This window comes from Glutamicibacter sp. AGC84, from assembly GCF_053543575.1.
On the sequence record NZ_JBLVOC010000020.1, the window covers coordinates 205265 to 218006 of the forward strand.

Annotated in this window: 18 protein-coding genes; all 18 read left to right on the forward strand. The window is 59.1% G+C overall.

Annotated features, from left to right (window positions below; translation table 11 throughout):
* Nucleotides 1-106: 106 nt before the first annotated feature.
* The 18 genes from ACNPN0_RS13380 to ACNPN0_RS13465 all read left to right on the forward strand — a co-directional run bounded on the left by ACNPN0_RS13380 (nucleotide 107) and on the right by ACNPN0_RS13465 (nucleotide 12690).
* Nucleotides 107-274 (forward strand): hypothetical protein, encoded by a 168-nt coding sequence (locus ACNPN0_RS13380; RefSeq protein ID WP_448938675.1) that lies wholly within the window; start codon nucleotides 107-109, stop codon nucleotides 272-274.
* Nucleotides 275-620: 346 nt separating this feature from the next.
* A complete protein-coding gene (locus tag ACNPN0_RS13385) occupies nucleotides 621-914 on the forward strand; it encodes a hypothetical protein (RefSeq protein WP_448938676.1) in 294 nt (97 codons plus the stop codon).
* Nucleotides 911-1162 carry a hypothetical protein gene (locus ACNPN0_RS13390; RefSeq protein WP_448938677.1) on the forward strand — a complete coding sequence of 84 codons (252 nt, stop codon included), beginning with the start codon at nucleotides 911-913 and terminating at the stop codon, nucleotides 1160-1162. The genes ACNPN0_RS13385 and ACNPN0_RS13390 overlap by 4 nt, the downstream gene beginning before the upstream one ends.
* A 9-nt stretch (nucleotides 1163-1171) precedes the next feature.
* On the forward strand, nucleotides 1172-1498 hold the full coding sequence (locus ACNPN0_RS13395; protein ID WP_448938678.1) for a hypothetical protein: 327 nt from the start codon (nucleotides 1172-1174) through the stop codon (nucleotides 1496-1498).
* Nucleotides 1499-1820: 322 nt separating this feature from the next.
* Nucleotides 1821-2657 carry a hypothetical protein gene (locus ACNPN0_RS13400; RefSeq protein ID WP_448938679.1) on the forward strand — a complete coding sequence of 279 codons (837 nt, stop codon included), beginning with the start codon at nucleotides 1821-1823 and terminating at the stop codon, nucleotides 2655-2657.
* A gap of 51 nt (nucleotides 2658-2708) precedes the next feature.
* Nucleotides 2709-4112, forward strand: a complete 1404-nt coding sequence (locus ACNPN0_RS13405) for a phage portal protein family protein (protein WP_448938680.1) — start codon at nucleotides 2709-2711, stop codon at nucleotides 4110-4112.
* Nucleotides 4105-4998 carry a hypothetical protein gene (locus tag ACNPN0_RS13410; protein WP_448938681.1) on the forward strand — a complete coding sequence of 298 codons (894 nt, stop codon included), beginning with the start codon at nucleotides 4105-4107 and terminating at the stop codon, nucleotides 4996-4998. Before ACNPN0_RS13405 ends, ACNPN0_RS13410 begins: the two co-directional genes overlap by 8 nt.
* Before the next feature lie 54 nt (nucleotides 4999-5052).
* On the forward strand, nucleotides 5053-6531 hold the full coding sequence (locus tag ACNPN0_RS13415; protein WP_448938682.1) for a phage protease: 1479 nt from the start codon (nucleotides 5053-5055) through the stop codon (nucleotides 6529-6531).
* Nucleotides 6531-6902: a hypothetical protein gene (locus ACNPN0_RS13420; protein WP_448938932.1), complete on the forward strand. Its 372-nt coding sequence runs from the start codon at nucleotides 6531-6533 to the stop codon at nucleotides 6900-6902. The genes ACNPN0_RS13415 and ACNPN0_RS13420 overlap by 1 nt, the downstream gene beginning before the upstream one ends.
* Before the next feature lie 20 nt (nucleotides 6903-6922).
* Nucleotides 6923-7801: a hypothetical protein gene (locus tag ACNPN0_RS13425; RefSeq protein ID WP_426734374.1), complete on the forward strand. Its 879-nt coding sequence runs from the start codon at nucleotides 6923-6925 to the stop codon at nucleotides 7799-7801.
* Nucleotides 7802-7809: 8 nt separating this feature from the next.
* Nucleotides 7810-8268: a hypothetical protein gene (locus ACNPN0_RS13430; protein WP_448938683.1), complete on the forward strand. Its 459-nt coding sequence runs from the start codon at nucleotides 7810-7812 to the stop codon at nucleotides 8266-8268.
* Complete coding sequence (locus ACNPN0_RS13435; protein WP_426734370.1) at nucleotides 8268-8786, forward strand: hypothetical protein; 519 nt, start codon at nucleotides 8268-8270, stop codon at nucleotides 8784-8786. Before ACNPN0_RS13430 ends, ACNPN0_RS13435 begins: the two co-directional genes overlap by 1 nt.
* Before the next feature lie 3 nt (nucleotides 8787-8789).
* Complete coding sequence (locus ACNPN0_RS13440; protein ID WP_426734368.1) at nucleotides 8790-9251, forward strand: phage virion morphogenesis protein; 462 nt, start codon at nucleotides 8790-8792, stop codon at nucleotides 9249-9251.
* Nucleotides 9251-9892, forward strand: a complete 642-nt coding sequence (locus tag ACNPN0_RS13445) for a hypothetical protein (RefSeq protein WP_426734367.1) — start codon at nucleotides 9251-9253, stop codon at nucleotides 9890-9892. The genes ACNPN0_RS13440 and ACNPN0_RS13445 overlap by 1 nt, the downstream gene beginning before the upstream one ends.
* 4 nt (nucleotides 9893-9896) lie before the next feature.
* Entirely contained in the window at nucleotides 9897-10127 is a 231-nt protein-coding gene (locus tag ACNPN0_RS13450; RefSeq protein ID WP_426734365.1) for a hypothetical protein, read from the forward strand.
* On the forward strand, nucleotides 10120-11562 hold the full coding sequence (locus tag ACNPN0_RS13455) for a hypothetical protein (protein WP_448938684.1): 1443 nt from the start codon (nucleotides 10120-10122) through the stop codon (nucleotides 11560-11562). The genes ACNPN0_RS13450 and ACNPN0_RS13455 overlap by 8 nt, the downstream gene beginning before the upstream one ends.
* A gap of 21 nt (nucleotides 11563-11583) precedes the next feature.
* Entirely contained in the window at nucleotides 11584-11991 is a 408-nt protein-coding gene (locus ACNPN0_RS13460) for a hypothetical protein (protein ID WP_426734362.1), read from the forward strand.
* Between the two features lie 114 nt (nucleotides 11992-12105).
* Nucleotides 12106-12690 carry a hypothetical protein gene (locus ACNPN0_RS13465; protein WP_448938685.1) on the forward strand — a complete coding sequence of 195 codons (585 nt, stop codon included), beginning with the start codon at nucleotides 12106-12108 and terminating at the stop codon, nucleotides 12688-12690.
* Nucleotides 12691-12742: the final 52 nt, after the last annotated feature.

Sequence of the window (12742 nt, forward strand, 5' to 3'; positions counted from 1 at the left end):
TCACCTGGCTGACGATCCTCACGCTGACGGTCATGTATTGCGCGAAGAAATGGAGCCGGTACTAATACCTAAGCTACAGCCGCCGAGCGAAACGAGGGCGCGCGCGTTGGAGGACGCAGCCGACGCTTTTAGCTGCCTGCAGGACGCACCCTTGATTGCGTGGGACGGCCTGGTGAATGTGGCCCAGGTGCAGGAGCAAGCCGACGATGCATTAGAGGACCCGGCTGAGTGGCTGCGCGCCCAGGCCCGGAAGATTAGGGAGAACCAGGCGTGAGATTTCAGTTGTTGCCGTGGGTTCATGCCCAGGAAATTAGCCAGGTGCTGCGGAAGGCAGACTGGTGGTGCCGCCACCTGACCATCGGACGGCTGGTGATTATGTGGGACGCACCGAAGCATAGGAAACCACCACGTGAAGCCAATATCTGGGGAATCGAGCCAACACGGCTGAAGGTCCCCAACAGGGAGGCTGAAGTGCCGAAATGTGTTTGTTGCCCGGCTCCGGGAACAGGACGGCCATTGTTTTGCGAAGTGCATGACCAGCCAATGGGGACAGGAGAGTGACCGTGGCATCTGTTAGGCGGCCCGTGTGGGCGAGAGCATTGCCATGGCCGATCAGTGAGATGGCGAAGCAGCAGGAGGCGCTGACGACTTTGTTTGGAGCCGACCTGCACATGACCCAGCACGGCCAGCACATCGTGCTCTACACCCCCGGCGAGGATTGCAGCTGCCGACGCTGCTCCTACGAGCTGGCCAAGGTGAAAGAGGTGGCCCGTGGCGAGGAATCCTGGCTACCTGGTTTGCAGATGTATGTCTGCGCGAGGTGCGGCTCCAAGCGGTGCGGCCAGGCTGATGACCACCGGCTGGCCTGCGACGAGGACCCGGACGTGAAAGCACTATTCGAAGGGCCCCAGTGAGCAAGAGCCAGGGCCACCCGGCCAAGCAGATAGACCAGGGCAAGAAGCTGGAACGCCGGGTCAACGACCTGATGCGGCAAGCGGTCTACCTGAACCAGGAGATCCAGACCAACCACGACCTGCCGCAAGACATTATCGAACACGCCCAAGCCAGCGCAGCCAGCCTCATGGCCATCTACTCCCACCTCACCGGCCTACCAGCGCCATGGGACATACGCGCAGCCGAAATGGGCTGGAACAAAATCTAAGGACACACCATGACAATCGAGCGTCAAGCAAAATACCTGTCAGCGAACGACTTCGGGAAACCAATAACGATCCATGGGAAAGAATCAGCCATCACCGGCGTGCTCGTCGGAATCGACGCCCTCGCCGACTACGCAGTAGATCGAATGAACCTGACAGCGGTCAATGCGACCCTCGGTCAGACCGACATCGCTCTGGCCGTCTTGGTCGAAACAGGACGCGTCGACGTCCCAGTCAAGCCGAATACGCAGATCACCATCGATGGCACACCCACCCCACCTGGGCTGAACCTCCACCAACCTGTCACACAGCAGGACCATGGAGGCCAAGGTGGGTAGGCGCCGGCACCCCACGCAGCGCGCGGCCCGGGAAGACAAGTTCTCCTACGCCGGCCGCTGCATGACCACCGGCAAAGTCATCTTCATCAGCCGGCGCGCAGCCAAACAAAACAGAGAGTTCTACAAAGAGGCAGGATCCAGACCCTACCGGTGCCAACACTGCAACGGCATCCACCTCGGCCACGCCGGCGGATACGACCGCCAACAACACCGAAAATGGAACGCGGATAGAATATGAAAAGGCTGGGCTGCACAATAAATTCTGGCCAAAGTGAGGACACCCAGAGCAGGCTAATTACGTAAAAGAACCATAAGGAGCGGTTTGTCTGACAACGATGAGGGCCTAACTCAGGTGGAGCAATCGCTCATGTGGCTAATAGTCGCAATGAAACGAATCGATTGGGCTGCCGAGCACTTCCATAAATTTCAGTCTTTCCCCGAATGGGAAGGGCTCGAAGAGCATACGGCATCCGGTGATCTGCGCAATGAAAACGGCGCGAACATTTATTCGTTCTTCGTCACCAGGGGGCTTAAAACCGCTGTTGGTGCTGCGAGTCTTGCGTTACGAAACTGGAATGGTCCGGATGGGTTCATCCCTTGCGAGGCGTTACTGCGCACAGCCCTTATCGGATCCTCTAAGGCGCTTTACTTACTTGGTCCCGATGAACCCTCAAAGAGGGATCGAAGAATTCAGCTTGTTTACGAATCCGATAGGAACGCCAAAGACTTTGCAATAGACAAAGACCGCAGACTTCGCGGCGAGAAGCTAGATCCGTTGCCCAGACCTCGGGGCGGAGTAGATGATTCTAAGATCATCAGAGACGCGCTAGATGGATTCGTTGACAAGGGCAATTGTCAATGTGGATTGCCAGAATGTCCACAAGAAGATCTTGAAGGACTTCGACACCGTTTACTGCAGGTCTGGTGGATCTATAGTTCCGTGTCGCACGCCAACCTTTGGCATCTGGAGTTAGCTCGCAGTGTTTCGTTGGATGGTGAACAGTTCCCAGCTGGCGATTTTGGAACGATGGCAGCTGATATCACGTGGGTGATATGCAAAGCTGTCGAGACTCTCTACCGTCGTTATGACGTAGCCTCCCGAATTTCACCTCTAACAATCGACTTCAGTGAGATCATTACACAGCTCAAAAATACCTAGAGTAAGCCCGGTTCCCACATGGGGGCCGGGCTTTCCCGCACCCTGTGGGGTATGGCGAACAACGAGACAGCTCCGGTGGCGAATGTAAAAGAGGCCGGCAACCCGGGCGGAATAATCACGGTCAAGCGTGGAAACGCGAGCGTCACTACGGTTGAGCCGCTAGAACGCAACGGGGAGCTAGCTTTCCCCAATAGCATCGCCGTGTATGACCGGGTCCGCACTGACGCGCAAGTAGAGTCCGTCCTCAACGCAATCAGCCTGCCGATCCTCTCCGCCCAATGGGACCTGAACGTCGAAGGCGTCGACGGTAGCGTCGTGGCACTGGTACGCACCGAACTAGGACTACCAGAACCCGGCAAAGCCATGGCCGGACGGCAACGCCGCCAAGGAATCTCCTGGCTCGAACACCTCGAACAAGTCCTCACCATGGTGTGGGCCGGATTCATGTGCTTCGAGCAGGTCTACGAAATCGCCCCAGCACGACCCGACCAAACAGACATTGGCCTTGCGGAGATCATCCACCTGCGGAAACTCGCGCCGCGCTTGCCCCGCACCATCGCCGAGATTCAGGTTGAAAAAGATGGTGGCTTGAAAGCTGTAGTGCAGCAAGGTGATGGCAATGAGAAAGACGTCAAAATCCCGGCTGAGAACCTGGTCATGTACACGCACCGCAAGGAAGGCGCCGACTGGTCTGGCCGGTCGATTCTCCGTGCAGCGTACCGGCCTTGGTTCATCAAAGAAACACTCGTGAAACTGGACGCGCAAGCGGGTGAGCGTAACAGCATGGGCATCCCTGTAGTCACCTACGATGACAACTCAGAGGGCAACGCAGACGAAGCCGACCGCATCGCCCGCACCATGCGCGCAGGAGAAACCGCAGGCCTCTCATACAAGAGCGGGCAGTACTCCGTGGAGATTCTCGGTATGAAAGGCAGCGTCGTCGACCTGCTGCCCAAAATCAATTACCACGACCAGCAAATCGCCAAGTCCGCTCTGGCCATGTTCCTGGACCTCGGGCATGATGCTGGCGCACGCTCCCTCGGTGAGACGCACCTGCAGCTGTTCATCCGGTCCATCCAGCATTTGGCCAACAAGCTCGCAGAAACAGCAACGGAGCATATTATCCGTGACCTGGTCGAGCTGAACTTCGGCGAAGGGACCCCATACCCGGTGTTGACTCCCGGCAATCTGGCCGCGAACGAGGGAGTCACCGCTGAGGACCTTGCCTCCTTTGTCAATGCTGGGGTTATCAGTGTCGATGAGAAGCTCGAAGACTACATTCGCGCCAACAACGGCCTACCCGTCTCAGACCCGGCCACCCGCCGTGAGACCAGCAAGAGTCCGCTCTCGGATCTAGGCATGAGCCTGAAACATGAAGAGAACATTGACGCGTTGGTGAATCGGGTCGCTACCGTCCGCGCCCGTCGCGCCGCGGCAGGTGATGAGAGTGTGTGAGAACTGCACCGAGCTGTTGGCCACCCTTGCTATTGAGCAGCTCACTGACCAGCTCATTGCGGAGGAACAAGCCGCCGGCCTCTCACCCCGCGTAGCCACGCGCGCATTGTTCGAGCATGAATACCGGGCGCAGGCTCACTTCGGCGAGATGGAAGTCAACCTCGATCAAGCAGTCGGTGAAGTGACCCGAATTGTCGAAACCACGCACACCAACCTGCTCACCAAACTCTTGGCACTCATCTTCGGTACACGGTCTACCGTCACCGCAGGCGAAGCACTCGAAGAACTCTCGGCCATGATCGCAGAAACCCCAGAGCAGATCCGCAAGCTCCTTGACGACGCCGCGACCGAACTGCGCGACGCGCTGCAGGCCGTGTTTGCTATGTCCGCTGGTACCGCGTACCAAGAGTACGTCCGACAAGGCGGTGGCAAAGGGCTACCAGTGTTAGAGCTGGGACCGCGCGCCGACCTGCTCGCCGCCCCACCTGTCAACCGGTCTTGGACGTGGATCACCCAGAAAACTCAGGAACACCTCGCGCAACCTGCCATCGCCCTCGGTGGGCGACTGACCAGAGAAGCACTGGTCGAGGAACTGGTGGAGAAGATCAAACCGGCGGGTGCGGTCGATCAAGCACGCCAGTCCGTTCACGCGGCCACCGGCATAGCCCGGAACGAAACCGGCACCGATCTGGAAGCGTCAGAGTGCTATGCCTCGGAACTCCTAGACGGCGCCACATGTCGTCGTTGCGCTGCAGTCGATGGGAAGAAATACGAGTCGCTCGAAGAAGCCACCAACGAGTACCAGTTCGGTTACTACGGTGCCTGCCAAGGCGGCGGCCGGTGCCGCGGAAGCCTGCTCTTTATCTACGACGTATCCACCGAATAACCACCCAGCCCGCGCATCCCACACAGGGAGCCCGGGTTTTCCCATGCTCATCCCATGGCTAAGACAGAGACCACCAAAACGTACACAACGGTCACAGACGTGCCCTTGTTCCGTGTCGGTCAGTGGCATCCCATCCAAGGTGATGGGACAGTCACGCTCGAACTCCTGGAAGCGATCTACGCCGCATCGCAAGACGCGCGCCTGGATCCGGGAGTGATCAAACTCGGACATGCTGACAACCGATTCGACAACCCCGACTATTTCGCAGGCGATGGTGAACCAGCCTACGGGCAGGTCAACAACTTGCGCATCACCGATGACGAGGGCGGCACCCTGCTAGGTGACTTCATCAACGTTCCCGAAGAGCTCGCCACCGTCATGGCATCCGCGTATCCGTTCCGTTCGGTGGAGATCACTCCGGCTGTGGTCCTGCAGGAGGCAGAAGGTGATGTGATCGCGGAATTCCCGTTCGTGCTGACCGCGGTTGCCCTCCTGGGGGAGTCGCCGCCGGCAGTGTCCGGACTCGGAGCAATCCATCAAGCGTTCTCCGGGAAACACAAAGTCATCCGGCACGTAGTGGACGCAACAGGACACTACGCCCTAGCCGGTGGCCACACATTCGAATCGTTGCGCAACCAACTACGCACCGCGCTGGACAGCCGGGTAGGAGCCAACGAGTACGTGTGGGTCGCTGACCTAGATGACTCGATGGTGATCTACGAGAACGAAACCACTGAGGGTTCCGCATACCTGCGTGAGACGTTCACTATCAACACCGACGGCACCGTGACGCTCTCCGGACAGCCTGAGCAAGTAGTCCGGCGCACCAGTTTTGAGCCCGTTGCACAAAGCAGCACCCTCCCACACTTCACCCGCACTAAAAAGCAATCTGTGAGCGTACAGAAGCCAGCGGCCGTCGTGGTGGCAGGCAAACGCATTACCGACACCCCAAGCAAGGAGGACATCATGACCCCAGAGCAGATCAAGAAGCTGCGCGAGCAGGGCCTGATTTCCGCAGAAGTCACCGACGATGCCGTCCTGGCAGCCCTAACCCCAGCCGACGAAGCTGAGGTCGAAGCAGGCGACACCTCCGACAACGGTGAAACTGCGGCGGCAGAGGAAGCCCCGGCAGGTGCAGAACCGATCGCAGCAGCCAAGGCAACCCCGGCAGCATCCGCACCAGAAACCGTGCAGATGAGCGCCGCGCAGTTCGCAGATATGCAGGCACGCCTGACCGCCGCAGAACGGACAATCCAGGCAGGCGCAAAGGTTGAAACCAGCCGTCGCCACGACGCGATTATCGCCACCGCGAAACGTGAAGGTCGCATCCACCCCAAGGACGAAGCCAACTACCGCACCCTGCTGGCGTCCAACGAGGAACAGACCACCGCGTTGCTGACCACTTTGCAGCCAGTAATCCACACCACCGAATACGGTTCCGCCACCGCAGATTATGCGGCCGGCACCGAGAACGCAGTACTCGAAGCGCAGATGAAAGTCGACGCTGAATTCCTGAACGGAGGGACCAAGTAATGCCAGTCGCACGCCCACTCTTCACTAATCCCGACCATGTCACCGGCACCGTGACCGGTGGCCCGGTACTCGGCAAGCGTTTCGTCAAGTACGCCGCCGGCGGCACCATGTCGCAGCTGAGCATCGCCCCAGCCGGGGCAGGTGAAACTCCTGCCGGTGTTGCCGCACACGATGGCGCCGTTGGAGAAGTCATCCACCTGATCACCCACGACCACATCCCAGTGGTCGCCGCCGTTGACCTGGTCGTAGGCGACCTCGTCAAGGTCGGTGCCGAAGGCAAAGCTGACAAAGCTCTCGTCGATGACCGCCCAGTCGGCATCGTAGCCGTCGCCGCCGCCCCCGGCGCCGACGCTGGCATTTTTCTCTACTAGGAAGGAGGGACAAACCCACCATGTACCCAGATCAGCCGGTCAGCCCTAATTACCTTAAGGGCCTCATCACCAACGTCACTCGCTTGAAGAACGCCTTCACGCCGAACATCGACGGTAAGACCCTTGCCGACTACGCACTAGGCAGTGGAGACGCAGTCGGCGGCGCAGTGATTTACAACCGTGTCACCGGCCGTCATGAGCCGTTGGACGGTCGCGACGTGGCAGAAGTTGCCTACGGTGCGTCGTTCCCGATCCTCGACTTCGGTGAAGGCGCCGACCTGATGGAGAAGGTCAAGCAGCGCGGTGCGGCCATCGAAATGACCGATGCCGCGATTCGCCGCAACGAAACTTCCACTTGGAAGGAAAAGCAGCAGTTCCTCGAAGCGTCATGCCGCCGGAAGAACACTGCGGTTGCGTTGAATGCAATCGTTACTGACCCGGACATCAACGTGTTCACGCCTACCTCCCCTTGGGCTGCTGGTGCGGACAAGATCGGTGACGTGTACTCCGGTGTCAGCCTCGTCAACGACACCTTCGAAGAGTACGGCTACGCCGCTGACTCCGTTCTGATCAACCCCCTGGACGCGTTGGAGCACTTCCTGCGTGACAAGGAAATCCGTGAACAGTTCCCACGCGAAAGCAAGGAACTGAACCCGGTCCTCTCCGGTGACATGGACGGCATTGCGAACCTGCACTGGATCAAGAACAGCAAGGTCAAGCGCGGTGAAATGTTCATCTTCCAGTCGAAGATCATCGGCTCGCTACGCGACGAAATGGGCGGCCTACAGGTCAAGTCCTACGCCGTGGAAGAGCGCAACGTTCAGCGTGTCCAGGCTTGGTACGAGAACGTACCGGTCATCACCAACCCGAAGGCGATCACCAAGCTCGTCTTCTCCTAGGAGGAATTGTGGCCACCACGAAACGTAGTACTACGAAGCCTGCGGACACGAAGGCTGAGGCTGATTCGACCGAGGCAAAACCTGCCGATGGTGTGAGCGCGGATTTGCTTCAGTTCGTCAATCCGGATTTGGCTGCCAAAGCGGTCGTTGACGCGGAAGGTAAGAAAGCAGATCTTCCAGTGGTTCCCGAGCGCACCGGAGAAGATGAGGGTAAGGGACCTTCGGACAGCGACCCAAAGGTCGTGCCGGAGGCTGAAACCGATCCTGCATCCGAACCACAGGCGGAAGAACCAGCACCTGCAAGCGAAACCGTTGACGGCGCTGAGACGAGCGGAGCTGAATACATCGTGCTGGCCACAGCCCTGGGCGGTGCCGACGGCCGGATGCACTCAGCCGGAAGCATCGTCACCTTGGACGAAAAGCAAGCGTCATGGCTGCTCAGCCGTGGCATGGTGAAGCCAGCCTAATGGCAACCATCGGTGAAGGGGTCAGTGTCAGCCGTGTGCTGGGGCTGGCCCCGCACGTCCGTCTCAATACTGAAACACCAGAGCAGGTTCCTGTGCCACCTGCGGGTGTGGATACGTGGGCCAACCGTGCGGAGGATGCCACAGTCACAGAGGCGATGGTCACGCACTACATCGCTGACGTGATCGGCATTGTCGACGGCCGCTTATTGCGCCGTCACTATTTGAAGAATGAGGACTCGCTGTCCAGTGTCCTGGCGACATGCAACGGCATCGTCACGGTCGGCGCGGCCGCAACACTGATCAGCGCCGTGTTTCCCACGAAAGCCGGGATAAACGATCAAGCATCGTACTCCGCGGAGCTTTGGGACCGATTCAATCGTGATTTGGAAGCGCTCGCTTTGATGATCGACAAGCTCCTCAAAGATGAAACCGACCCGAACACCGGCGGAGCCGGGCGCGGCGGATCCATCCGAGGCACATTCCGCGAAGCATCGATAACCGACGATTTGGAGTGGTAACCAATGGGGACAGGGCTGATCTTCGCCGGCGACGGGTTCAAAGCGTTCGGCATGGTGCTCGAACGATTCTCGCAGCGCATCGAAGACCCCACACCCGTCTGGGACGGGCTGGCTGACCGGTTCGTGGAACTGCAGAAGAAGAACTTCTCTTCGCAAGGTTCCACCATGTCCGGCGGCTGGTCACCCCTGTCTCCAAAATACGGGGCATGGAAAGCAACCCACTACCCGGGCCGCCCAATCCTCGTTCGCACCGGTGAGCTGAAAGATTCGCTCGCCGGGAAGTTGGGTATCCGGGAGTTCAACCGGAAGTCCATGACGGTCGGTACGCAGGTCGCTTATGCGGCATTCCATCAGAACGGGACACGGCACATGCCTGCCCGCCGTCTCATCGGGGATATTCCTGTTGATGAACAGCGCGAGTGGGCGAAAGTCCTCCAGCGATACCTAATTGAGGGGAACACTTAATGCTCGGCCACGAAGCCATCACCACACTGCTACATCAGGCGGTTGCCACTCGTTTGCGCCCATTCATGGAGTACATGATCCGCGAAGGGGGAATTCCGGCCGGTGAGCTGCGCATCCCGGCAGTCGACAACATTTATCCTTCGGTGGTTGATGCGGTCGCTTTGAACGCTTTCCCTGCAGCGATGATCGAGGAACTTGAGACCGGCCCGCGCAGTTCTACCCGGCAGATTTCCTCCGATGGGTTCTTTGACGAATACGAAATTCGGTACCAATTCAGAGTGTGGCTGTACGTGACCGGCGCGAATTACACGGCCACGTCCTTGGCCCAGAAACGAACTGCAACGGCTTTGCGAGGCGCATTGCTGATGCACCGTGGCCTGTATGGGAAGAACGGCGAATCAGCGGTTATTGACCCGGCAACTTTCCGTGAGTCATTCAGCGATATCACCGGCAACGACGGCGGGTCCAAATACATTGCTGGCAGCTACGCCGAATTTGAAGTACTCGTCATCGAGAAACTACCAATCACCCTGGACCCGAATACTTTGCCAGGCAAGCTGAACCTCTGGGTGGGGCTGCTGGACCGGGGAAGCGAAGAAGGCGACCCTCCCACACAGGTAATCGGAGAGGAAGCACCCTGAACCCATGAGTGACACGATTCGAGTCCATAATCCTCAGCCTTGGCCGGTGATTTTCACCAGCGAAGGCCACCAGCTAGACGGCAACGCATCCGCGCAGGGAAACCTGTCCGACCCCGTCACGAAGGGATTAGTTGATTCCGGGCGGATCATCATCCCAACGGTAGGGAAGCCGCGCGACCCGATCCTACCCAAGCCAAGCAAGCCAGCCAAGATGAAGGAGGCAACCGATGAGTAAGATCGGTGTCGAAATTTCCACGACCATCCGCTCAGGCCCTGTCAATGACGGCCCGATTTCCGGACGATTCCAGATGGCAGCGATCACCACGACCGGCCCCACGGATCGAGCACTACTGGTCCGCTCCATCGCGGACTACGAAGCCTTGTACGGTGCACGCACCTCGTACAGCGCGACCGGCTACGACACCGCACGCCTGTTCTTCGAAGAGGGCGGCTCCGAGCTGATCGTGTCCCGTGTGGTTGGCCCTGCCGCTATGAAGGACGTCCTGAAGCTTGTCGATGGCGCAGCGGCGGACACGTTGCAGATCAGTGCTGTTAGCCCAGGTTCCTACAACGGTGCCTTGACTGCTGAAGTTACTACTGCTGGCGCAGGCGTGAACATCACGATCCGCCTGGACGGTGAAGTGATGGAAATCCTAACCGGCACCACGCCTGCAGAACTAGTTTCGGCATCGGCAAAGTCCCCGCTGGTCAACATCACCGACCTGGGCTCCGTTTCCGAAGCGCCAGTCAACATGCCGGCCGTAATCGCTGTGACACCGCTTGCTGGCGGATCGGATGACCGCGCATCGGTCACCGTCGAGCACGTGATCAGCGCCTTGGCGCTAGCCGGCGATCTGGGCGAAGGCGGATCGGTAGCTGCACCGGGTTATCCCGCGAGTGTAATCGGTGCGCAGCTGATCGGCTATGCGTCCGCGAACAAGCGCGTGGCTATCCTGGCGCCGGCTATCGAGACTACCGCCGACGACCTGATCCTTGAAGCGGACAACTATGTGAGCGGCGCCGGTGACAGCGCAGGGTTGTTCTACCCGCACTTGGTGATCCCTGACGGCTCGGGTAGCCGCACCATCAGCCCTGAGGGATACGTGGCTGCGGTTCGTGCGCGAGCACATGACCAGGTCGGCTACTGGCGTAAGCCGTTCGGTGACATTGCCCAGTTGCAGTGGGCGATCGGCACCAACGTACCGGTGAATACTGCGTTGAATAACCGGCTGAACGATGCGAAGGTCAACGGCATCGTGACTACCGGCACGAAGGTCCGCTTGTACGGTTGGGCATCGCTCGCGACTAACCCGGAGATGTCCGCCATTTCGGACCGTGACGTGCTGAACAACCTCGGCCGCGAGCTGAAGAATCTCCTAGAACCTTACGTCGGCGAACCAATCGACGGCCTTGGCCATCTGATGGGCCGCGTTGAGGGCGAAGTGGAAGGACACGTCGCGAACATCGCCGATGCTGGAGGCCTGTTCGCCCTGGTGCGCGACGGCGACGAAATCGACCCGGGCTACCAGGTAACCGTGAACCAGTCGAACAACCCTCTGTCGTCCCTGGCCGCGAACATCCTGAACGTGACCGTCATGATCCGCCTGTCGCCGACGGCGGACTGGATCCGCGTCGAAATCATCAAGGTCCCGCTGCAGGGCGCCTTCTAACGAGATAAGGAGATTTGACCTGTGACTACATCAACAAAGAACCAGTTCATTGTCACTATCAGCGGCATCAAGGGGAACTGGAACACCAAGACCGGTGGTAACGGCTCCGGCACCCCGGTGAAGTACCGCAACGGTGGGTCGCTGCGCGAAGAGATCATCGGTACCCCGCCGACCTTCGAGGACCTGGTTCTCACTCGTGGCTTCAATCCTGCGTTCTTCGAGGATTACAAGAAGCTGTCGAAGAACATCAACAAGTCGTACCACCTGATCACCATTCAGCCGACTGACACGAACCTGATGAAAAAGGGCAAGCCGATCATCTACAAGATGTGCCTGCTTACCGGTGTCACGTTCCCGGACGTGGATTCCAACGCGACCGGCGACCGTGCAGAAGTCACCCTGACTTTCGCAACTTCCGGTCCGGCGTAAACGGTGGACCTGGGATGGTGGTCGCTTAGACCAGTCATCCCACACGGACACCCCCACCAATCACATGGTGGGGGTGTCCATTTTTATGCACACACAACTCTCATAGGGGAAAGCATGACCAGCAACCAGGTTGACGAAGAGTACGGTTTCGAAGTTGACGAGGAGAACGGCGCCGCGGCTGAGGAGGTGGCTTACCAGGATCAGGAAGAAACCTTCGACCACTCCGATGACCTTCTCGGCAAGTTCCTCGATGCCGCATCCGAAGTTACCGACAACATCGTGTCCTACCCAGTGACAAACCGCCCTGGCGACTGGTCGCTGGAATTCAACGCGCTCGTCACCGAAGCCGAAGTGAAGGCCTACGACAAGTTCGCACGTGGCAATCGTTCCGCACGCCGTGCAGGTGCAAAGGGCGGCGAGTTCTCCAACGCGAAGATGTCCGCCCGACTGCTCGCTGAAAAGAACACCGCGATCTACAAGGGCACCGGCAAGGACCGCAAGCAAGTCTTCGACCAGGACGGCGAACCACTGCTGCTGAACAGCGACGAATTGCTTGAAGCGACCGGGCACCCTGACGACGTCCAGGCCTCCATTCGCGCGTTCCTCGGTGACGCCGGCACCTCAACGATGGGCGGCGCCGTCCTGCGTGAGGCCGGTTGGGCGGAGGACCTGACTCCGCTGGACCCTACCGACCGCTAGTCGAGTACCTGCGGGAGAGCGCCCAGTTCAAGCACTACGTGCGGATAGCCAA

Excerpts from the sequence above, each read along its gene's own strand:
- ACNPN0_RS13385 (WP_448938676.1), top strand. The coding sequence starts at position 621 with ATGGCGAAGCAGCAGGAGGCGCTGACGACTTTGTTTGGAGCCGACCTG.
- ACNPN0_RS13395 (WP_448938678.1), top strand. The coding sequence starts at position 1,172 with ATGACAATCGAGCGTCAAGCAAAATACCTGTCAGCGAACGACTTCGGG.
- ACNPN0_RS13405 (WP_448938680.1), top strand. The coding sequence starts at position 2,709 with ATGGCGAACAACGAGACAGCTCCGGTGGCGAATGTAAAAGAGGCCGGC.
- ACNPN0_RS13415 (WP_448938682.1), top strand. The coding sequence starts at position 5,053 with ATGGCTAAGACAGAGACCACCAAAACGTACACAACGGTCACAGACGTG.
- ACNPN0_RS13420 (WP_448938932.1), top strand. The coding sequence starts at position 6,531 with ATGCCAGTCGCACGCCCACTCTTCACTAATCCCGACCATGTCACCGGC.
- ACNPN0_RS13425 (WP_426734374.1), top strand. The coding sequence starts at position 6,923 with ATGTACCCAGATCAGCCGGTCAGCCCTAATTACCTTAAGGGCCTCATC.
- ACNPN0_RS13435 (WP_426734370.1), top strand. The coding sequence starts at position 8,268 with ATGGCAACCATCGGTGAAGGGGTCAGTGTCAGCCGTGTGCTGGGGCTG.
- ACNPN0_RS13440 (WP_426734368.1), top strand. The coding sequence starts at position 8,790 with ATGGGGACAGGGCTGATCTTCGCCGGCGACGGGTTCAAAGCGTTCGGC.
- ACNPN0_RS13445 (WP_426734367.1), top strand. The coding sequence starts at position 9,251 with ATGCTCGGCCACGAAGCCATCACCACACTGCTACATCAGGCGGTTGCC.
- ACNPN0_RS13450 (WP_426734365.1), top strand. The coding sequence starts at position 9,897 with ATGAGTGACACGATTCGAGTCCATAATCCTCAGCCTTGGCCGGTGATT.
- ACNPN0_RS13455 (WP_448938684.1), top strand. The coding sequence starts at position 10,120 with ATGAGTAAGATCGGTGTCGAAATTTCCACGACCATCCGCTCAGGCCCT.
- ACNPN0_RS13465 (WP_448938685.1), top strand. The coding sequence starts at position 12,106 with ATGACCAGCAACCAGGTTGACGAAGAGTACGGTTTCGAAGTTGACGAG.